The organism is Arthrobacter sp. NPDC057388 (assembly GCF_042668165.1).
Taxonomy (GTDB): Bacteria; Actinomycetota; Actinomycetes; order Actinomycetales; family Micrococcaceae; genus Arthrobacter.
The window spans coordinates 1-20,114 of record NZ_JBHVBL010000023.1 but is presented as its reverse complement, the minus strand read 5'-3'; the positions used below and the strand labels follow the sequence as shown (position 1 = coordinate 20,114).

Sequence of the window (20,114 nt, the reverse complement as noted above, 5' to 3'; positions counted from 1 at the left end):
TTTGCGCAGGGCAAGCGCAGGAAATGCGCAGGGCGGTAAAGGTTGGCTCAGGAGTCTGCAAAGAACGACCTTGAGGCGGATTTCCGTTGCTAACTTTTTTTCAGAGCTGGTGATGGACCAGCTTTCCAACACTCGCTCAGGAGTAAAAAATGCTTGCTTTCTTCTCTAACGCTGCTGCCCGTGTCCGTCGCGACGAAAAGGGCGCAACCGCCGTTGAATACGGCATCATGGTTGCCCTCATCGCTGTGGTTATCATCGTTGCTGTCACCCTGCTCGGCGGCAACCTCAAGACCACCTTTGAAGGCGTCGCTTGCAGCGTCAAGGGCGGAACCATGGCAGTCGCCTCCGGTGCCCCGGCCGGGACCGCAGCTACCTGCTCCAAGTAGCCTCTGCCGAATTTCATTGACCACTCGCAATTTCGGCAATTCTTAGGAGTTTCAAAATGCTTACATATTTGACGACGGCTGCAACCCGCATCCGTCACAACGAAAAGGGCGCGACAGCAGTCGAATACGGCATTATGGTTGCCCTTATCGCCGTGGTCATCATCGTTGCCGTCACTTTGCTCGGCGGCAACCTCAAGACCACCTTTGAGGGTGTAGCCTGCAGCGTCAAGGGCGGAACCATGGGCGCCGCGACGACAGCGGCCGATGGAACTGTAACCCCTGGCACGTGCTCTAAGTAGCGGCATGACGACCGGGTGGCGGGGACCCCTCCTCGCTGCCCGGAGCCCAGTTGATCCTCGTCGGTTTCAGTTGATTGCTGAATGCAAGAAAGGCATGAAATGGCCACGGAAAGCGAGCGGGGGGCTGCCGCCGTTGAATTTGCACTCCTTGCACCAATTCTTGTCATGCTTGTACTCGGCATCATGGAATTCGGACGAGCCTATAATGTGCAGACCACGCTGACGAACGCCGCTCGTGAAGGCGTGCGGTCAATGGCCATAAATAACAGCCAATCCACTGCACGTACAGCGACAAAAAGCGCAGCAACTCAACTAAGCCCCGCCCTCGCCGATGGCAACATCGCGTTCAGCGCCGCCGACTGCACGGTTGGCACCCAGATGACGGTTACAGTGACCTACAACCTTAGTACTTTGACCGGAATCGCCGGCCCATTCCCGATGGCAGGGAAGGGAACCATGCTGTGCGGCGGCTAGAGATTTCTTCTGACGGCGAGCGCGGCGGCATTGCCGTCATCGTCGCTCTCCTCATGGTGGTGATGCTCGCGTTTGCCGCGCTGGCCATCGACGTTGCCAGGCTGTACTCAGAGCGGGCGCAGCTTCAAAACGGATCCGATGCCGCCGCCTTAATGATGGGGCAGAAATGTGCCAGAAACGATACCGACGCTGAATGCTCGGCTACGTCTCCGCTGGCTGCTGACCTCGCCAACAAGAACGCTATTGACGGATTGAGCAATGTAAAGTCGATAGCACTGGATAAAACCAATCGAACCGCGACCGTTACTGCCGGGGCTAAGGAAGCCGGTGCGCCCGCGAATGCCGTATCCCTGTTTTTCGCCGGCGTCCTAGGGATTCCGAGCGCCGAGGTCAACGCCAGTTCAAGCGTGAGATGGGGAAGTCCGGTAGAAGGAAACATCGTCTTTCCATTGGCCTTCTCAATCTGCCAGGTATCGGGCATGGTCGACGGCTCGTCTCAGCTTCTTCAGAACCACTCGGCCGACGCTAACGACGACTGTCCGCTCGGCCCTGCAGGCAAGACCGTGCCTGGCGGTTTCGGATGGACCGCGCAGAAAACCGGGCAATGCGGCGGTTTCGTCAACCTCGTCGTCAACCAAAGCGGCAGCGCGACCGGCAACGATGGCCCTATCAACTGCGATGCGATCTTGAACGGGTGGGCCGCCGAGCTTGCCGCTGCGCGGCCAGTCATAGTCTTGCTCCCCGTCTACGACGATCTGTCCGGCACGGGCTCCGGGGCCAGCTATCACCTGAACAGTTTTGCCGCCTTCAGCGTGCAGGGCTGGGCCTTCAGCGGGTCGGACAGACTGCCCATGGTCTACAACAATGCAGCAATTGCAGGCCTGAAATGCCAAGGCAATTGCCGCGGCATCATCGGCAAGTTCGTCAAGTACGTTTCCCTGGCCGACGGATACAAGCTGGGCCCGGTCAGCCCCAACGGCGCCTTGGTCGTCGAAATGACCAGCTAGTTCTCTGCAGCACTGCAGTTCGTGAATCTAAGAATCCTCAGGAGCAGTTCGTGAAGTCTCGGTTGGTGGCAGGCGCAGCAGCAGTTGTCCTCGCCCTGGTGGGCGCCATACTAGTAATTACCTATGCCCAGGGTGCCGACCAGCGCGCCGTTGCAAGCCTTGAACCCATTGACGTCTTAGTGGTCAAGACTGCGATTCCAGCCGGCACCCCGGTTGAGTCCATGGCTGCTTCCCTTGTTACCGAAAAGGTACCAGCCTCAGCAGTTACTGGCTCATCCCTGAAATCCCTGGCGTCCTCAAAGGGCAAGGTTGCCTCCGTGGATCTGGTTCCTGGTGAGCAATTGGTCGCTGAGCGATTGGTGACAAAGGAAGATATCAAAGCCTCGGGAGGCGTGAAAGTACCAACCGGTCTACAGGAAGTTTCGTTTCAGCTTCAACCAGATCGCGTCGTTGGTGGTCGATTGGCACCGGGTGATCACGTGGGGGTTTTCATTTCGCTGGACAAGGGAGGACTAGAAGAAAAGCCGGCCGATGAAACGACGAAGCTGACCGTTCGCAAAGTGCTAGTGACAGCCATTCAGCGCGCTCCGCAGGCCGCCGCTACAGCGGAGCCCACACCGAGCGCGAGCAGCGACCCGAATTCCCCTGATCCCCAGGACACTTCCCTCCCGACAGGCAACCTCATGCTCACCGTTGCCGTAAGCGACACCGACGCAACAAAGATTGTCTTCGCTGCTGAGTTCGGGACAATTTGGCTCAGCAAGGAGCCACTGAATGCAACGGACAACGGTCCACGAATTATTCGACGGAGTGAGGTGTACAAGTGAGCCGCTTTGTTCTCATTACTCCCAACGCAGACTTTGACGGGCGCCTGCGTCAGGCCGTCGCCGGCGGACTCCAAGGTGGCGTCCAGACCTTCTTCACCAACGTCGTGCCTGCAGGTCCCTATGACCTATTCGGCCAGTTGAACCAAGAACAGCCCGAGGTCCTCATCCTCGGCCCGGAACTGCCCCTCGAAGATTCACTTCGACTGGCAACGATCCTCGACGCTCAGGTTCCACATCTGATGGTGCTGTTGGTCAGCGAGCCGGATCCTGCCCTGATCCTGCAGGCAATGAGGGCTGGCGTGCGTGACGTCCTCAGCCCGTCAGCTGATCCTCAGCAGCTGCGCGTGCTGCTGGAGCGGGCTTGCCAGTCCTTCGCCAACCGGAACCGGATGGAGCAGCAGGGTCCCGCTGAAAACCAGAAGGGGGCTGTCATTGGGGTTTTCTCGCCTAAGGGCGGGGTCGGTAAAACAACCATCGCCACCAATCTGGCCGTCGGGCTAGGACAGCTTGCCCCGATGAGCGTTGTCATCGTGGACCTGGACCTGCAGTTCGGTGATGTTGCTTCTGGACTCTACCTGAATCCTGAGCACACTGTGACGCATGCGGTTTCTCCTGCGGCCAGCCAGGACACGCTGGTGCTAAAGACCTTTCTCACCGTTCACCCGGCCGGCTTCTATGCGTTGTGCGCGCCCGCCAGTCCGGTGGAGGCTGACTACATCACGCCGGACCAGATAACACGTCTGCTCGAGCAGCTGGCAGATGAATTCCAGTACGTCATTGTGGATGCGGCTCCGGGCCTGCCCGAAATCGGGCTGGCCGCGATGGAAGTCTGCACAGACATCGTTTGGGTCAGCGGTATGGACATTCCCAGCGTCCGCGGCCTGCGCTCGGGCATTGAGGCGTTGAAACAGCTGGATATTCTACCAGAAGGCCGACACGTGGTTCTGAACATGGCGGATCCCAAGTGCGGCCTTACTGTGCAGGACATAGAGTCCACCATCGGCGTTCCCGTGGACGTCAGCGTCCCCCGTTCGCGGACCGTTGCCTTGTCCACCAACCGCGGCACCCCTGTGCTGGTGGATGCCAGGAAGGATCCGGCCGCCAAGGGCCTCAGCCAACTTGTGGAACGCGTAAGCACCACGAATCGAACCAACGAACAACGGAGCAGCCACCGCCGGGTGGTGGTCTAAATGAAACTTTCCGAACGCATCCACGTCGCACAGTTGAAGTGTGAACTTACCGACGTCCCGCAGCACCTGTCGGAGGCCCAGGTGTACGTTCCGGCTCCCCCTGCACATGCTCCGGCCGCCTCGCTCCATGTGGCACCCGTACCGGCCCACCTGCTTTCTGATTCTGCCCCTGTGCCTGACGCTGTGGCACCGGCACCGCCATCAGGGGCAACGTCAAGGGCTCACCAGATTGACGCTGCCCAGCCTGTTTTCCAGTCTCGGGCAGCTCGGCGCGCAGCAGAAGCAGCTGCCCAGGCTTCCCAGCGTGAGGTTCAGGCTGAAGTCCTGATACCCACTACACCTCTCCGCCAACCCACAGCGGAGCCCGTCGAAGCGGCCAGCCCCGGCCCGTCAGCGCACACTCTTAGCCGCCGTCAGTCGGCGCGAGACCAGACGGCGCAGCAGACTGGCAATGCCCACACTGAACCACTCACGGCGAAGGCCCAGCAGCCGGTGGATGTTTTTGCCGCCATGAAGCAGCGCGCGGCGACGGCCCTGTTTGAACGCATGGGAGCGCGCTTCAACGATTCATCGCTTACGGAACAGGAGCTTCGCAGGACAGCCCGCGAGGAGCTCATCCGGATCATCGATACCGAGCAAGTCCCATTGACGGCTGACGAGCGGACTCGCCTGGTGGCAGATGTGGCCGATGACGTGCTCGGCTACGGCCCGCTCCAGCGGCTTCTTGACGATCCGGCTGTCACCGAAATCATGGTGAACCGGATGGACCAGATTTACGTGGAGCGCAAGGGAACCCTCACACTGACCGATTCCCGTTTCAGCTCCGAAGAACATCTGCGGAAAGTCATCGAGCGCATTGTCTCCAAGGTGGGCCGGCGGATTGATGAGTCGTCACCGCTGGTTGACGCGCGCCTGGAAGATGGATCCCGCGTCAATGCAGTGATCCCTCCGCTCGCCGTCGGCGGTTCATCCCTGACTATCCGGAAGTTCAGCAAGGTGCCGCTGACCGTCCAGAACCTGATCGATTTCGGGACGCTGACCCCGGAAATGGCCGAACTGCTTAATGCCTGCGTCAAGGCCAAGCTCAACATCATCGTTTCCGGCGGCACGGGCACTGGTAAGACGACTCTGCTGAATGTCTTGTCCTCCTTTCTTCCGGCCGATGAGCGCATCGTGACTATCGAGGATGCGGTGGAGCTTCAGATCCAGCAGGAACACGTGGTCCGGCTGGAAAGCCGACCACCAAACACCGAAGGCAAAGGCGAGGTCACCATCCGCGATTTGCTCCGCAACTCCCTGCGTATGCGTCCGGATCGGATTGTGGTGGGCGAGGTCCGTGGTGGGGAGTCCCTGGACATGCTCCAGGCCATGAACACCGGACACGACGGATCGCTCTCTACCGTGCACTCCAACTCACCGCGTGATGCCATCGCCCGTCTGGAGACCCTGGTCCTCATGGCAGGAATGGACCTGCCGCTACGCGCTATTCGCGAGCAGATCGCCTCAGCCGTAAACCTCATCGTTCAGATCTCCCGGCTCCGGGACGGCTCCCGGCGCATCACGCATGTGACGGAGGTCCAGGGCATGGAGGGAGACATCGTCACCCTCCAGGATGCCTTCGTCTTCGACTACTCCGCCGGAGTCGACCAGTCCGGGAAGTTCCTCGGTAAGCCCATCCCCACCGGCATCCGCCCACGTTTCATCGACCGCTTCGAAGACATGGGCATCCATGTGTCAGCCAATGTCTTCGGCGTTCCGCCGCTCACCCCCGAAAGGCGCTAACCATGATCATCACACTTGGCGTCGTCCTGGTGGTGGCTTCGGTAGTGCTCGGCGGCGTGGCCGTGCTGATTCCACGCACGCCCACCGTGCCGCTAGACCGGCGTCGTCCTTTCCGTGCCTCGGCGGACTCGCAACTCACCCGCTTCGCCGGAAGTGCGGTCCAGTCCATCGACCGCATCCTTGCCAAGCGGAATGTTCGCCACTTCAACCGGGACAGTCTGGAGAACGCCGGCCTCCGGCTTAGCCAGGCCGAATTCATCCTGTTGATCTTGGTCGGTGCTTTTGTTGGGGCGCTGATCGGGCTGGTGGTTGCTGGCCCCCTGCTGGCAATCCTCATGGTCATCGCGGCACCATTCGTGGGACACCTTGTGTTGGGGTTCCTTGCCGGCAAGCGACGTGGCAAATTCGATGATCAATTGGGTGACACCCTGCAACTGCTATCCGGCAGCCTCCGGGCGGGCCACAGTATCCTGCGGGCAATAGACGCAGCCGCCAACGAATCCCAGGCCCCGACGGCGGAAGAAATGCGCCGCATCGTCTCAGAGACCAGCCTCGGACGCGACCTCTTGGTGTCGCTCAACGACACTGCAGACCGCATGAAAAACGAAGACTTCGTCTGGATCTCCCAGGCCATCCAGATCAACCGCGAAGTGGGCGGAAACCTTGCGGAGGTGCTGGATCAGGTCAACGAAACAATCCGCGAGCGCAGCGAGATCAAAGGCCACATCAAGTCGCTGGCGGCCGAGGGTAAGTTTTCCGCGTACATTCTCATGGCCCTTCCCATCGGCATCGTCGTCTTGCTGTCAGTGGTCAATCCCGGGTACATGGACAAGATGTACACGAATCCGCTCGGCTGGATCATGATCGTCACCTCCGTCATCCTCATGACCGTCGGCGGCCTGTGGATGCGCAAGATCATCAACCTGAAGTTCTGAGGCCAGCATGAATCCTTTGATCATCCTTGCGTTGCTCCTGATCTGCCTTCCACTCGGCTATCTGGCCTGGTCCTTTCTCTCGGTTGACCGGAAGGGCTTAGCAGCCACACGCGAACTCTTGGCCCGCGGCCTGCACAGGGCCGAGGTGGAAAAGAAGTCGAGCTCCGGTCTCATCGAAAAAATCGGCTACCGTCTCACCCCGGCCGGTTACGTGCACAAGCTCGACAGGCTGCTCGCACTGGCCGGCCGGCCGGCGTCTATGCCACTGGGGCGCCTGCTGGCAGCGAAACCTGCACTGGGCCTGATCGGGGGCCTCCTCGGTCTGTACATCGCCTCCATAGGTACGACGCCGGTCATGAAGCTCGTGGGCATCTTCGTCCTCTTCCTGGGGTATTTCATCCCCGACCTGATGCTGTACAGCAAGGGCCAGGAACGGCAGAAAGCTATGCAGCTGGAGCTCGCTAACACGCTAGACCAGATGCTGATTTCCGTTGAGGCGGGTCTCGGCTTCGAGGGCGCCATGGCCCGTGCCGGTGAGAACGGAAAGGGACCCCTCGCCGAGGAACTGGTCCGCACCCTGCAGGACATGCAGGTCGGGCGCAGCCGCCGGGAGTCATACCTCGCCCTTGCCGAACGCACCAATATCCCGGAACTGCGCAGCTTTGTGCAGGCAGTGGTGCAGGCAGACACCTACGGCATAGCCATCAGCCGGGTCCTTCGCGTGCAGGCCAAGGTGATGCGGGTCAAACGCCGCCAGCGTGCCGAAGAGAAAGCCATGAAGCTACCGGTAATGATCCTGTTTCCGCTGCTGTTCTTCATCTTCCCGGTCCTCTTCATCGCCATCTTGGGGCCAGCCGTCATCAACACCATCGAGACGTTCGCCAACCAGTAAGGTGGGGACTTCCGCAGGATTGACCCCAACACAAGGTACCCGCAGGGTTTCCACAGGATCCAAGCTCAATCAGGGTTTTCCCAACCTCAGAAAGTAGCCTTAAGTCATGTCCCTTTCAGGTCCCGAAGCAGCCGACAGCAGCGCCAACGGCGTCTGCTCGCCGGCGCCTGCGGGCCCTGACGGCATGCATCACAACGAATCGGAGAGTGCCACCTTGCCCGTCCTCGACCTGGATGTACTTCACGATCTTGAAGAAGACATGGGTAGCAGCGGCGTCGCGCACAACTTCGCCCGGGACTACATCAAGATCTGGGACAAGCGCCGGACTTACCTTGAGTCGTCGGTCGAGGACAACGACGCCGATGCTGCCATGGACGCCGTCCTCAGCCTGAAGAACTCCGCCATGATGGTGGGCGCCTCACGGTTGGCCCAGCTGGCAGTGAATCTCGAACGCCTCGTCAAGAACGGAGACATGCCCGGCGTTCGCCGTCTGCTGCCGTTCGTGGCGCTGACCGGCGAACAGACCGTCTGCGGCCTGAAACAGGGCTACCTTCCGCCGGACGCCTAGGTAGCCGACGCCCGGGACCTGGGTCCCGCACGGGCCGCGAGCGCGGCGCGCCGCCGCAAACCCCGACCCTACTCCGGCCGCTTCGGCGCCAGCCGATAGCCGACGCCGCGCACGGTGACCAGCCACCGCGGATCCTGCGGGTCCTCGCGGAGCTTGCGGCGAAGGTTGCCGATGTGGACTTCCACGGCCCGCTCGTCGGCCTCGCTGATATACGTATCCTCGCCGTAGTACTCCCCCCGCACCACGCGAACCAGGTCGGCCCGGGTCCGCACCGCGCCCGTCCCCCGCAGCAGCTCGTGCAGCAGGTCGAATTCGCTCCGGGTCAGGCCCAGCGGCGTTCCGCGCAGGGCCACTGTCCGGGTTTCGGTGTCGAGCGCCAGCCCGTTGTGCTGCAGCACGGTGCTGCGGCGTGACCGCAAAGTTCCGGATGCACCAACCGGCCCCGAATCCGCAGCGGACCCGGCAGCTTCGTCGGCTGAACCGGCTACCCTGGGCCGGCGCAGCATGGCCGAGATGCGGGCGCGCAGCTCGCGCGGACGGAACGGCTTGACGATGTAGTCGTCGGCGCCGCCCTGCAGAGCCGTGATGGTGTCCAGCTCGTCATTCCTGCCGGTGAGCATCACGACGTAAGCGTCGCTGAACTGCCGGATGCGGCGGAGGACTTCGAACCCATCAATGTCCGGCAGGCCGACGTCGAGCGTTATTACGTTAGCCTGGCGCTGCCTGGCCACATCAACCCCGTCGCGGCCGGTCCCGGCCGAGTGCACTTCAAAACCAGCCTGCTGCAAAACCGCGTCGAGGAGATTCCTGACATCCACGTCATCCTCGATAACAACGGCAACACCAAGATCGCCCACCGCTACCTCAATCCAGGTAAAAACCATCGCACAGCCCAGCGCAATGCGGTAACCGTTACCAGATTACCTACGCTACAACGTCCACCGGCAGAATGAACCTAATTTCTCAAATGTTTTGGACGGTCCGGCCGGTGACGCCCCGCTCCCCTCCAAATACCGAAGAATAGCTGTGCATAATGGGCTTCATGTGTTCGTTTAACTACGAGTGGCCCCGGAATTCGGAAGTGCAGCCGAGTACCGGGCGAAGCCGCATTGGGTGAGCAGGTGCTGGTCCGCGACACGGACCGGTTCTTCCGCCGCCTGCGGCCCCGCGTCCAGGTGGCCCTCTGCCAGCTCCCAGTAACGGTGATTCTCGCCGCGCTGGCAGTCGCAGCCCCTGCGGTGTGGCCCGCCCTGATCCAAAGTGGCGTGTTTATCGCCGCCATCGTCATGATGGTCGCCACGTTTCTCGGCTGCTTTCTGGTTCCCTGGGAAAGGCTGCCGCCCAACGCCTACCTGATTATTCCGATACTCGATCTCGTGGTCATCGGGCTGGCCCGCAACGGCGCGGTTCCAGCCGTTGCCGGACTTGGAGTTCTGGCGATATTCCCGGTGATCTGGCTTTCCAGTTCCGACAGATTCCCGCGCACCACTGTATTCCTGAGCTTTTTCGGCCCGCTCCTCATCGGCATTCCCACGCTCGTGCAAAAGTTTCCCAAGATTTCACCTTCGGACATGGCCACGGCAATTCTGCTGCCCCTAATGATGGTGGCCGTCTCTGTGGCCATTCGCTTCGCCAGCGCCAATGTGCGGTTGCAGCGGCAGCGGCTGGAGCAGAAGGACGCCGAGCTGCGCGAACTGCTCGTGGAAACCAGGAACCGCGAACGGCTGCTGAAGACCATCCTGGACACCACGGATGTAGGCATTGTGGCCGTGGATGCCGACGGCCAGAAGGTGCTGGTCAACGACCAGCAGAAAACCTTCAGGCAGGCGGCAGCCCCCGCAGGCGTAGTGCAGCCGTTGGAAGCCGAGCAGCTGATGTTCGGCCAGGACCGGGTGACCCCGCTTCCGCTGGACAAGAGGCCCATCCGCCGCGCAGTCGCCGGCGAGACTTTTGCCGACTACCTCGTGTGGCTGGGCGAGGGCACCGCCCAAAGGGCCGTCTCCACTGCTGCCCGGATCATCAAGAACGACGACGGCGGGTTCAGTGGGGCGGTGATCGTCTACACCGACGTCACGGGGTTGGTAGAGGCGCTCTCCGCGAAGGAGGAACTGATCTCTAACGTTTCCCACGAGTTCCGCAGCCCCCTGATGTCGGTCGTGGGCAATGTTGATCTGGTCCTGGAGGAAGCTGACGGCCTGTCCCCCGACTCCGTGCACCGGCTGGAAATAGTGCAGCGCAACGCCGAACGGCTGCTCTCGCTGGTCTCCGAGCTTCTCGTGTCGGCCTCCGCCGTCCTGGCCGTGCACCCCCGCCGGACCGACCTCGCCGGCCTCGTCGAGAACAGCATCGGATCGGTCCAGGCACAGGCCGACGCCAGCCACGTCTCCTTGGCCACCGATGTTCCGGCTCCCCTGTGGGCGCACGCCGATCCGCTCCGCATCGGGCAGGCCCTGGACAACCTGGTGTCCAATGCCATCAAATACTCTCCCGACGGCGGCAAGGTCACCGTGAGTGCCCGGCGCAGCGACTCGTGGGTACAGCTGAAGGTCCAGGACACGGGCATGGGCATTAGCGAAGAGGAAACCTCCCGGGTCTTCACCCGCTTCTTCCGCAGCCAGGCGGCACGCCAGGCTGCCATTCCCGGTGTGGGCCTGGGGCTGTCCATCACCAAGACCATCGTGGAACGGCACGGCGGCGACATCTCGTGTGAAAGCAAGCCCGGCGCCGGCACCACCTTCACCCTCACCCTGCCGGCCGAGGGGGTTACTGAGTCCTGAAGCCGGTTTTCGGGCAGGTTCGGTCTGCACCGGGGACTCTGATGTGCGCATACACCGTGCTTCCCGTGGTCCGGGTTTTCCAGAATCGTGGTTTTCCACATGGGCCCGGTTTTCCACATAGACCAAGTGCACCGTCCTTTTTCTTACAAGCCGGTGGCAAGCTCGATGCATGAACAGTGGTGTGGCTGCTGCAGAGGTGTTGGAGGCTATTGCTGCCTCTGCCTTGGCGATGGCTGCAGAGCTCCGGAGGGCCGCTGACCCGGGTTCGGGGGACTCTGGTTTCGAGCCGGATCCCGTTGACCCTCTTGGGGAGCAGGCGACTGCATGCCTGGACGGGCTGACCGGGGTGGCGGGGATGGAGGCCCGGCTTGCGGCTGTGAAGGTGGATCTCGTTGCCGGGTACGTCACGGCGGACGCGGCCATGGCAGTCCCGGGCAATAGCCCGCAGGATACGGCCATCCGGCAGATGGCCGTGAGGGCGGAGGTGGCCGGCGCGCTGACCATCAGCGAAGGCGCTGCCGAACGGTTTGCTGGTGGAAGCGGTCCTGCTGACCACGGAACTGCCGGTGACTCTTGCCGCGCTGCAGGCGGGAGGCATTTCGTGGCAGCATGCCCGGATCATGTGTGATGAGACCGAAGGGCTGTCACCTGAAGCGGCCGCGGCGTTCGAGGCCCACTTCCTGGACCCGGACGCTCCCGGCGCGGCGCGGGGCTGCCCGGCCGGGGAGCTGGCGCCGGCGAGGTTCCGGGCCAAGGCACGCTATTGGCGGGAACGGCATCACCAGGACAGTATCGAAAAACGGCACTCCAAGAGCGTGCAGGACCGGCGGCTGGAGTACCGGCCGGACCGGGACGGCATGGCCTGGCTCTCGGCCTATCTGCCCGCTGACCAGGCCGCCGGGATCTGGAACCGCACCACCGCCATCGCACGTGGTCTTCAAGGGCCCACCGAAACCCGCACCCTCACCCAGCTCCGGGCCGATGTCTTTTCCACCAGGCTGCTCACACCAAACCACGGCAGTGAGGTGCCGTCCCCGGCAGCGCAGGTCCTGGTCACAGTTCCGGTGTTCTCGCTGCTCGGCATGACGGACGAACCGGCCACCCTGGACGGGTACGGGCCGATCCCGGCGTCCATGGCCCGCCGGCTCGTCGCCGACGGCGCCACGTCGTTCTTCCGGGTCCTTACCGACCCGCGGGACGGGGCACCGCTGGAAATCGGCCGCACCAGCTACCGGCTCACCAAACCCATGCGCCACTGGCTGCGCCTCCGCGACGCGCGCTGCACGTTCCCCGGCTGCACCAACCATTCCCTGGACAACGACGCCGACCACATCCTCGCCTGGGCCGCCGGCGGCGGCACCGGCGTCGCCAACCTCGGCCAGCCCTGCCCCAAACACCACCGACTCAAACACGCCACCGCGTGGAGACCGGTCGGCGCCACCAAGGACAACCCGCCCGGCTGGACCTCACCCGCCGGACGCCACTATTCGGCCGAACACCAGGACTGGGAACCACCCACCTGGCCAGATGGTTTTGAGCCCGGGAACTTTGACCCGGGCAACGTTGAATCGATGGAGCCCCTGCCGGGGCCAGGCTGCCTAGATCCAGCCGCAGCCAGCGATGACTGGACGGGGCTGCGACGTGGCCAGGGATGGCCCGAACTGGCTTCGGGTCAGAATTGGCCTGAGCCACCGCCTGACGAAGACCGTCCGGACCTGGAATCGAGTCAGGGCTGGTCGGAGCCACCGCCTGACCAAGACTGTCTGCAACCCGCGGCACCCAGCTGTGATTGGCCCGAGCCATCACCAGCCCAAAGCTGGCACGAGCCACCTGACCTAGAATGGCCGGCGCCGGAGGGCTGGCCCGAACCTCCGGAGCATCCTGACTACCCGGATAGCCTCTACCGAGTCAGCGGCTACTCACACATGCCCGATCACCCGGACCTGGAGCCCTCGACGGTGATGATCAACCGGGGACTAACAACCACTCCGAGCGACTAATGCCGCTGACCGCGCGGCCGCAGCAACCATCGTTCACGGCAGCGTGACCACGGAGGATACGCGAAAGAAGCAGCGCCTAGTCCAGCGGCAGGGTCACAGTAACGGATGTCCCCGCGGCCAGAGCTGACTCGATCGCCATCTGCCCGCCCGCGGACGTCACCGCCAGGCGCATGAGCCGCAGTCCCATGCCTGAGTGCCTGCCATGGGTGGCCGCCTCAACGTTGAAGCCGGCGCCGTCGTCAGTCACGCGGAGCTGGATGGAGTGGTTGTCCCCGGAACGGCAGACACAGCACAGCCGAACGGTAACGGCAGCTGCGTCTGCGTATTTATGGATGTTGCTCAGGAGCTCCTGCGCTGCCCGGTAGAGCAGCGTGGCCGACTTCCTGTCCACTTCCATTCCATGGTGGGGCGCCTCGAGGTGCACGGTGATCCCGCGTTCGCGCAGCGGGATGGCCAAACGGTCAATCGCCCCCGCGACGCCAAGCGCATAGAAATCAACCGGATGCGTATCGGTGAGAACGCCACGGACTGCGACAACGTCGTCGCTTGTTAGTGATTTCATGCTTCTACGGTGCGCCCGCAGCCTTGTTATTTTCTTGTAACCTCTGCGGCGTGTCCCCCGTTTGCAGGGGCGCATCGGAGGCGTTCGACTCCGGCCGCTATGCGAGCGTGTATCCCGCCCCGCGGACCGTCCTCAGCCAGCGCGGCTGCCGGGCGTCGTCCCCCAGCTTTCGGCGCAGGTTGCCAATGTGGGTTTCAACAATCCGACCAGGGTCGCGTGTTCCGGCGGCGCCGCCGCCCGAGGCCCCTCCGTCCCCGGCGCTTGCCTCCCGCTTCACGAGTCCCAGAAGCGCGACGAGTTCCGCCTTCGTGACCACGCCGCTGCCGCGCTGGAGCAGGATGTACAGGAGGTCAAACTCGGTGCGGGTCAGCTGCAGGGCCTCGCCGCCGAGCGTAGCGGCGCGCGTAGCAGCGTTTATCGCCAGCCCCTTGTGCTCATACGCCTTGGCTGAAGCCCGGAGACGCGGCGAAACCAGCGGCGGCTCCCGGGGCGTCAAAATTGGCGGAATGGTCAGCTCCCGGGGCCGGCGCAGCATGCCGTCAACCCGTACCCTCAGTTCCCGCGGGCGGATGGGCTTGACCATATAGTCATCGGCCCCGGCGTTGAAGGCCTTCAGCGTGGCCCTGAGATCGCGGCGCGCAGTGACAACCAGGATATAGGTGTGGCTGAACTCGCGGATGCGCCGAAGCACTTCGTACCCGCCCATGTCCGGCAGCACCAGGTCCAGCGTGACGGTGTCAGGCTGCTTGGCACGCACCAGCGCAAGCCCGGATTCGCCGGTGGCTGCGCAATGCACCTCGAAGCCGGCTTCCCCGAGCGTGGCCCGCAGGAGCAACCGGACTTCCTCGTCCCGCTCGATGACGACAACAACGCGACGATCATTCATCCCTTACCCCCTGTAAGGACCGCATGATTTAAGACTGCGTCTCAGCCTACTAGCCGGGTGCGCGTAATTGAGGGAGCGCCCTCATGTCCGGCAACACGGCTGCCCCGCAAAACACCGGTAGCTACTCGCGCAGCGCCCGGGTGAGCTCCGCCCGCGCCAGCAGTTCGCCGTCGGACGGATAGGCAACTTCCTCGAACACCAGGGGGTGCGGCGCGGCCAGGACAGAGCGGGCGTCGCGTTTCCTCGCCAACAGCCGCTCGTGCAGCCACTCCGGACGCTCCTGCCCCTCCCCGACGTACAGGGCGGACCCCACCAGGGCGCGCACCATGTTGTGGCAGAACGCGTCGGCCTGGACGGTGGCAACGATAACGCCGTCCTGTCCGCGGGCGAACTCGAACCGCTGCAGCTCCCGGACCGTCGTGGAACCTTCGCGCGGCTTGCAGAACGACAGGAAGTTGTGAAGCCCCAACAGCTGCCCGGCGCCCTCGTTCAGCAGGTCCACGTCCAGAGGCGCTTTATGCCACAGCGTGTCATACCGGCTGAGCGGGTCCCACTTCTCCAGGCCGTCCGCGATGCGGTAGCTGTAGCGGCGCCACAGTGCCGAGAACCGGGCATCGAAACCCCCCGGGGCAACGGCAGCATGGTGCACCACGATGGCCCCGGCCTGGTCCCCCAGCCCCCGGCTCAGCGTTCCCCGCAGGCGGCGCAAAAGGGCGACGGCGGGATCAATTGCCGCCCCGCGGCTCAGTCCCAGCCACTCGGCTTCCGTGAGGTCGAGGTGGACCACCTGGCCGCGGGCATGGACGCCGGCGTCGGTCCGCCCGGCGACCGTGACGCGCACCGGCCGGCGGAGCAAAAGCTCCAGGGCGCCCTCCAGAACTCCCTGCACCGTACGCAGGCCCGGCTGCACCGCCCACCCGCTGAATGGACCGCCGTCGTACGCCAGATCAAGCCGGATACGCAAAAACCCGCCGCCCCCCGAAACGGGGGCAGCGGGTTTTTGTTGGGTCATAGACTCAAGTCTATGCGAAGGATTTAGCGAATTACTTCGCGTCCTTGGCCTCGTCGGCCGGAGCCTCTTCAGCAGCACCTTCTTCGGCCGGAGCCTCTTCGGCCGGAGCTTCCTCAGCGGCCGGAGCCTCTTCGGTTGCAGCTTCGGTCTCAGCAGCTTCGGTCTCGACGACCTCAGCCTCAGGAGCTTCCTCAGCAGCCGGAGCAGCAGCAGCGGCGGCCTGGGTGGCCTCGGCTACAACAGCCTGCTTGGCGGAAACCGGCTCGAGAACCAGTTCGATGACAGCCATGGGAGCGTTGTCACCCTTGCGGTTGCCGATCTTGGTGATGCGGGTGTAGCCGCCGTTGCGGTTCTCCACAGCCTGCGCTATGTCGGTGAACAGCTCGTGGACGACGCCCTTGTTGCTGATCAGACCGAGCACGCGGCGGCGGGAAGCGAGGTCGCCACGCTTGGCGAAGGTGACCAGGCGCTCTGCGTACGGCTTCAGGCGCTTGGCCTTGGTGACCGTGGTGGTGATCCGCTTGTGCTCGAACAGTGCGGAAGCCAGGTTCGCGAGCATCAGACGCTCGTGAGCCGGGCCGCCTCCGAGGCGCGGACCCTTAGTGGGGGTAGGCATAATTGTTTCTCCTCATATGGAAGCCGGGAGGCTGCGCACAACGCGGTGCGGGCCAGCCCCTCGGCCAAGATCTGCTTGTTAGAGCTCGTCGTCGCTGAACGCGGCGTCGTCCTCTTCGATGGCTGCGGCGCGGGCGGCCAGGTCGAAACCGGGAGGCGAGTCCTTCAGGGACAGGCCCAGTTCAACCAGCTTTGCCTTGACCTCATCGATGGACTTCGCACCGAAGTTGCGGATGTCCATCAGGTCAGCCTCGGAGCGGGCAACGAGTTCACCCACGGTGTGGATGCCCTCACGCTTGAGGCAGTTGTAGGAACGGACGGTGAGGTCCAGATCCTCAATCGGCAGAGCCATGTCTGCTGCCAGGGCAGCATCCGTCGGCGACGGGCCGATTTCGATACCCTCAGCTGCGGTGTTCAGCTCGCGGGCCAGACCGAACAGTTCCACCAGGGTGGTGCCAGCGGAAGCAACGGCATCGCGCGGGGCGATGGCCTGCTTGGTCTCGACGTCGACAATGAGCTTGTCGAAGTCGGTGCGCTGCTCAACACGGGTGGCTTCCACGCGGAAAGTAACCTTCAGCACCGGCGAGTAGATGGAGTCAACCGGAATACGGCCGATCTCTGCGTCGCCGGACTTGTTCTGAGCTGCCGATACGTAGCCGCGGCCGCGCTCGATGGTCAGTTCGAGTTCGAACTTGCCCTTCGAGTTCAGCGTGGCAATGTGCAGATCCGGGTTGTGGAACTCGACGCCGGCCGGAGGAGCAATGTCCGCGGCGGTGACGACTCCGGGGCCCTGCTTGCGCAGGTAAGCAACAACCGGCTCGTCGTGCTCGGAGGACACGGACAGGTTCTTGATGTTGAGGATGATCTCGGTGACATCTTCCTTGACACCCGGAACCGTCGTGAACTCGTGCAGCACGCCATCGATCCGGATGCTGGTTACAGCGGCACCGGGGATGGAGGAGAGCAGGGTACGGCGGAGGGAGTTTCCGAGGGTGTATCCGAAGCCCGGCTCCAGCGGTTCAATGATGAAACGGGAGCGGTTTTCGGAGACGACCTCTTCGGAGAGGGTGGGGCGCTGTGCAATGAGCACTTAGGTTTCCTTTCGGCGAGCATCCGCTATATGACGCAACACAGGTGGTGGAAAATCGGTCTGAGGACTTAACGCGCTGGGCTTGCCCGGACCCGAAACGGGTCCGGGCAAGCTCCAAGCTGCGGAAAGTACTTAGACGCGGCGGCGCTTCGGCGGACGGCAGCCGTTGTGGGCGGCGGGGGTGACGTCCTGGATGGAGCCAACCTCGAGGCCGGCAGCCTGCAGCGAGCGGATAGCGGTTTCGCGTCCGGAACCCGGTCCCTTGACGAACACGTCAACCTTCTTCAGGCCGTGCTCCTGTGCACGCTTGGCGGCGGCTTCGGCAGCCATCTGAGCGGCGAACGGGGTGGACTTACGCGAGCCCTTGAATCCAACCTCACCGGCGGAAGCCCAGGAGATCACAGCACCGGTCGGGTCCGTGATGGACACGATGGTGTTGTTGAACGTGCTCTTGATGTGCGCCTGGCCAAGCGCGATATTCTTCTTGTCCTTCTTACGCGGCTTGCGAACCGCGCCACGAGTCTTCGGGGGCATTTCTTCTCCTACAGAAAGTTATTTGGGGGAAGGCCGTGCTGATCCCACAGTTGCCATCAGGCAAATGCGGTTTAGCGGGCCTTCTTCTTGCCGGCGACAGTGCGCTTCGGGCCCTTGCGGGTACGAGCGTTGGTCTTCGTACGCTGACCGCGTACGGGCAGGCCCTTGCGGTGACGCAGGCCTTCGTAGCTGCCGATCTCAACCTTGCGGCGGATATCTGCTGCCACTTCGCGGCGAAGGTCACCCTCAACCTTGTAGTTGCCTTCAATGTAGTCACGCAGCTCTACCAGCTGCGCGTCCGTCAGGTCCTTGACCCGAACGTCAGCGCTGATGCCGGTGGCAGCCAGGGTTTCGTGTGCACGGGTCTTGCCCACGCCGTAGATGTAAGTAAGCGCAATTTCCAGCCGCTTTTCGCGGGGAATGTCTACGCCAGCGAGACGAGCCATAGTGGCGGTACTCCTTGAATAAACCGGAGGTCGTAGGCAGTACACCCGCACCTTCAGTGCGGCCCCAGCCTCCGACCGGGGGTTAGCTGTCCAGGCCCATGCGTCCCAGTTCAGCTTGTGCTGCCTTTATTTACTTGCGTGGGTTAGCAACCCAGGGATTCCCCGGAGGGAATTAGCCCTGGCGCTGCTTGTGGCGCGGGTTCTCGCAGATCACCATGACCCGGCCGTTACGGCGGATCACTTTGCACTTTTCGCAGATCTGCTTGACGCTCGGCTTGACCTTCATGGCGTTCCTTTGCGTGATAGCAGTTGGTCCGATGAACCGGCCTTAGGCTGATGCCTTGGCCGCCCAACGTTTACTTGTAGCGGTAGACGATACGACCACGTGTCAGGTCGTAAGGGCTCAGCTCCACCACTACGCGGTCCTCAGGGAGAATCCTGATGTAGTGCTGGCGCATCTTTCCAGAGATGTGTGCCAGGACGACGTGCTTGTTGGTGAGCTCAACACGAAACATCGCGTTGGGCAGCGCCTCAGTCACTACGCCCTCGATCTCAATGACCCCGTCCTTCTTGGCCATATCCTCCGCTAACTGTTGTTTGCCGCAGACCTCCGGCGGGCGCCGGGCATGACTGCGGACGTTTTTGATTTGATTGACCGTCGCCCTCCGGCCCGCAATTGGGCGTGGCAGGGCAGACAACCAACATGCAACTTTACGGCATTGTCCCCGGAAAGTTAAATCCAGCCATGTTAGCGCACATTGCCCGGGTATGCACCAAATTCTCCCGCAGGAGTTGTCACCGCCTGCGCGCTGCCCACCCCGTCCAGGATGGCCAAACGTACGACGTCGGCTGCCGCACTCTGCAGGGTTATGAGACTTACCTGCCGGGCAGCTTCCGTACTCCTGTCCAGTTCCTGGCCTCCGGTGGCGAGGCAGAACACGGTGTCCCCGTCCGCTAGGGTGTGGCTCGGATTCAATGCCCGGGCCAGGCCGGCATGGGAGGCCGAGGCGGTCCGCTTGCACTCGGCAACATCGAGCGCTGCGTTGGTGGCGACGACGACCAAGGTGGTGTTCAGCGGCGGCTGACTGAGCTTGGGGCCACGACCGCCGGGTTCCCTAGCCGAGCTTGCGAGGTTAGGGGGCGGGTGGGGAGGCTCACCGGAAGCTTCAGGAACCAGCGGAAGGCCGAGCGCATTGACTACCGCTATCGCACCTACAACAACCGACCCGCCGCCGGAGATGTTCTCAAGCGTGACCGACGCCGTGCCTACTCCCCCTTTGTACTGCCCGCGCCCAATGACTGCTCCGGTGCCTGCACCCACGTTGCCGCGTTCGACGTCGTGCCCTTCTGCCCGTGCACCCGCCGCTTCCGCCGCGGCGTAGCCCATGCCGGCGTCGGGGCGGGCGCCGAAGTCGCCTCCCCGCCCCAGGTCGAAGATGGCGGCGGCCGGCACAATGGGCACCACGCCGCCGATCACGGCGAAGCCCCGGCCCTGCTCCTCACACCACCGCTGCACACCGTGGGCCGCAACCAGGCCGTAGGCGCTGCCGCCGGTAAGCACCACGGCATCCACGGTGGACACCAGCGTGGTGGGGTCCAGCGCATCGGTCTCATGGGTGCCGGGCCCTCCCCCGCGCACGTCCACGGATCCCACTGTCCCCGCCGGGGGCAGAACCACTGTCACCCCGCTCAGCCACCCGCCGTCGGACTTTTGCCGGTGGCCCACCCGGATCCCGGGCACATCGGTGATCTTGCCGCGCACTTCCATGCGCCCATTCTGATACGGAATTTCCCCACGACGCACAAAATCCCTGGCGACACCGGAATTCCGG

Annotated in this window: 23 protein-coding genes; 12 read left to right on the top strand and 11 right to left on the bottom strand. The window is 63.1% G+C overall.

Annotated elements, in window-relative coordinates:
• The first annotated feature begins 149 nt into the window (after positions 1-149).
• The 10 genes from ACFUTU_RS12410 to ACFUTU_RS12365 all read left to right on the top strand — a co-directional run bounded on the left by ACFUTU_RS12410 (position 150) and on the right by ACFUTU_RS12365 (position 8,360).
• Positions 150-386, top strand: a complete 237-nt coding sequence (locus ACFUTU_RS12410) for a Flp family type IVb pilin (RefSeq protein WP_377964622.1) — start codon at positions 150-152, stop codon at positions 384-386.
• Between the two features lie 56 nt (positions 387-442).
• Positions 443-685 (top strand): Flp family type IVb pilin, encoded by a 243-nt coding sequence (locus ACFUTU_RS12405; protein WP_377964620.1) that lies wholly within the window; start codon positions 443-445, stop codon positions 683-685.
• Positions 686-784: 99 nt separating this feature from the next.
• On the top strand, positions 785-1,159 hold the full coding sequence (locus ACFUTU_RS12400; protein WP_377964618.1) for a TadE/TadG family type IV pilus assembly protein: 375 nt from the start codon (positions 785-787) through the stop codon (positions 1,157-1,159).
• The gene (locus ACFUTU_RS12395) at positions 1,147-2,166 is read left to right on the top strand and encodes a pilus assembly protein TadG-related protein (protein ID WP_377964616.1); all 1,020 of its coding nucleotides are present in this window, start codon (positions 1,147-1,149) and stop codon (positions 2,164-2,166) included. The genes ACFUTU_RS12400 and ACFUTU_RS12395 overlap by 13 nt, the downstream gene beginning before the upstream one ends.
• Positions 2,167-2,216: 50 nt before the next feature.
• Positions 2,217-2,993: a Flp pilus assembly protein CpaB gene (gene cpaB / locus ACFUTU_RS12390; RefSeq protein WP_377964614.1), complete on the top strand. Its 777-nt coding sequence runs from the start codon at positions 2,217-2,219 to the stop codon at positions 2,991-2,993.
• Positions 2,990-4,183 carry a CpaE family protein gene (locus tag ACFUTU_RS12385; RefSeq protein ID WP_377964612.1) on the top strand — a complete coding sequence of 398 codons (1,194 nt, stop codon included), beginning with the start codon at positions 2,990-2,992 and terminating at the stop codon, positions 4,181-4,183. The genes cpaB and ACFUTU_RS12385 overlap by 4 nt, the downstream gene beginning before the upstream one ends.
• A gap of 510 nt (positions 4,184-4,693) precedes the next feature.
• Positions 4,694-5,965, top strand: coding sequence for a CpaF family protein (locus tag ACFUTU_RS12380; RefSeq protein WP_377964702.1), 1,272 nt, complete (start codon positions 4,694-4,696; stop codon positions 5,963-5,965).
• 2 nt (positions 5,966-5,967) lie between these two features.
• Positions 5,968-6,900, top strand: a complete 933-nt coding sequence (locus ACFUTU_RS12375; RefSeq protein ID WP_377964610.1) for a type II secretion system F family protein — start codon at positions 5,968-5,970, stop codon at positions 6,898-6,900.
• 7 nt (positions 6,901-6,907) lie between these two features.
• Positions 6,908-7,792, top strand: coding sequence for a type II secretion system F family protein (locus tag ACFUTU_RS12370; RefSeq protein WP_377964608.1), 885 nt, complete (start codon positions 6,908-6,910; stop codon positions 7,790-7,792).
• A gap of 106 nt (positions 7,793-7,898) precedes the next feature.
• On the top strand, positions 7,899-8,360 hold the full coding sequence (locus ACFUTU_RS12365) for an Hpt domain-containing protein (protein ID WP_377964606.1): 462 nt from the start codon (positions 7,899-7,901) through the stop codon (positions 8,358-8,360).
• Between the two features lie 68 nt (positions 8,361-8,428).
• On the opposite strand, the gene ACFUTU_RS12360 is transcribed toward ACFUTU_RS12365, so the two are convergent.
• Positions 8,429-9,244: a response regulator transcription factor gene (locus ACFUTU_RS12360; RefSeq protein ID WP_377964604.1), complete on the bottom strand. Its 816-nt coding sequence runs from the start codon at positions 9,242-9,244 to the stop codon at positions 8,429-8,431.
• A 225-nt stretch (positions 9,245-9,469) separates the two neighbouring features.
• Here ACFUTU_RS12360 and ACFUTU_RS12355 point away from each other — a divergent pair, with 225 nt between their 5' ends.
• Positions 9,470-11,137 (top strand): sensor histidine kinase, encoded by a 1,668-nt coding sequence (locus tag ACFUTU_RS12355; RefSeq protein ID WP_377964602.1) that lies wholly within the window; start codon positions 9,470-9,472, stop codon positions 11,135-11,137.
• A 533-nt stretch (positions 11,138-11,670) separates the two neighbouring features.
• Positions 11,671-13,137, top strand: coding sequence for a DUF222 domain-containing protein (locus ACFUTU_RS12350; protein WP_377964600.1), 1,467 nt, complete (start codon positions 11,671-11,673; stop codon positions 13,135-13,137).
• A gap of 76 nt (positions 13,138-13,213) precedes the next feature.
• Here the strand turns inward: ACFUTU_RS12350 and ACFUTU_RS12345 are convergent, their stop codons facing one another.
• From ACFUTU_RS12345 to ACFUTU_RS12300, 10 genes are all read right to left on the bottom strand, one after another.
• Positions 13,214-13,699, bottom strand: coding sequence for a sensor histidine kinase (locus tag ACFUTU_RS12345; RefSeq protein WP_377964598.1), 486 nt, complete (start codon positions 13,697-13,699; stop codon positions 13,214-13,216).
• A gap of 97 nt (positions 13,700-13,796) precedes the next feature.
• On the bottom strand, positions 13,797-14,585 hold the full coding sequence (locus tag ACFUTU_RS12340) for a response regulator transcription factor (RefSeq protein WP_377964596.1): 789 nt from the start codon (positions 14,583-14,585) through the stop codon (positions 13,797-13,799).
• Between the two features lie 121 nt (positions 14,586-14,706).
• Complete coding sequence (gene truA, locus ACFUTU_RS12335; protein ID WP_377964594.1) at positions 14,707-15,597, bottom strand: tRNA pseudouridine(38-40) synthase TruA; 891 nt, start codon at positions 15,595-15,597, stop codon at positions 14,707-14,709.
• Positions 15,598-15,628: 31 nt separating this feature from the next.
• A complete protein-coding gene (gene rplQ, locus ACFUTU_RS12330) occupies positions 15,629-16,213 on the bottom strand; it encodes a 50S ribosomal protein L17 (protein WP_377964592.1) in 585 nt (194 codons plus the stop codon).
• Positions 16,214-16,291: 78 nt separating this feature from the next.
• Positions 16,292-17,302, bottom strand: a complete 1,011-nt coding sequence (locus ACFUTU_RS12325) for a DNA-directed RNA polymerase subunit alpha (RefSeq protein WP_003803733.1) — start codon at positions 17,300-17,302, stop codon at positions 16,292-16,294.
• Between the two features lie 132 nt (positions 17,303-17,434).
• A complete protein-coding gene (rpsK, locus tag ACFUTU_RS12320; RefSeq protein WP_003803734.1) occupies positions 17,435-17,836 on the bottom strand; it encodes a 30S ribosomal protein S11 in 402 nt (133 codons plus the stop codon).
• Positions 17,837-17,907: 71 nt separating this feature from the next.
• Positions 17,908-18,282, bottom strand: a complete 375-nt coding sequence (gene rpsM, locus ACFUTU_RS12315) for a 30S ribosomal protein S13 (protein ID WP_003803743.1) — start codon at positions 18,280-18,282, stop codon at positions 17,908-17,910.
• A gap of 172 nt (positions 18,283-18,454) precedes the next feature.
• On the bottom strand, positions 18,455-18,568 hold the full coding sequence (gene rpmJ / locus ACFUTU_RS12310; protein WP_009358722.1) for a 50S ribosomal protein L36: 114 nt from the start codon (positions 18,566-18,568) through the stop codon (positions 18,455-18,457).
• 70 nt (positions 18,569-18,638) lie between these two features.
• Positions 18,639-18,860, bottom strand: coding sequence for a translation initiation factor IF-1 (infA, locus tag ACFUTU_RS12305; protein ID WP_011775571.1), 222 nt, complete (start codon positions 18,858-18,860; stop codon positions 18,639-18,641).
• Between the two features lie 170 nt (positions 18,861-19,030).
• The gene (locus ACFUTU_RS12300) at positions 19,031-20,050 is read right to left on the bottom strand and encodes a P1 family peptidase (protein WP_377964590.1); all 1,020 of its coding nucleotides are present in this window, start codon (positions 20,048-20,050) and stop codon (positions 19,031-19,033) included.
• Positions 20,051-20,114: the final 64 nt, after the last annotated feature.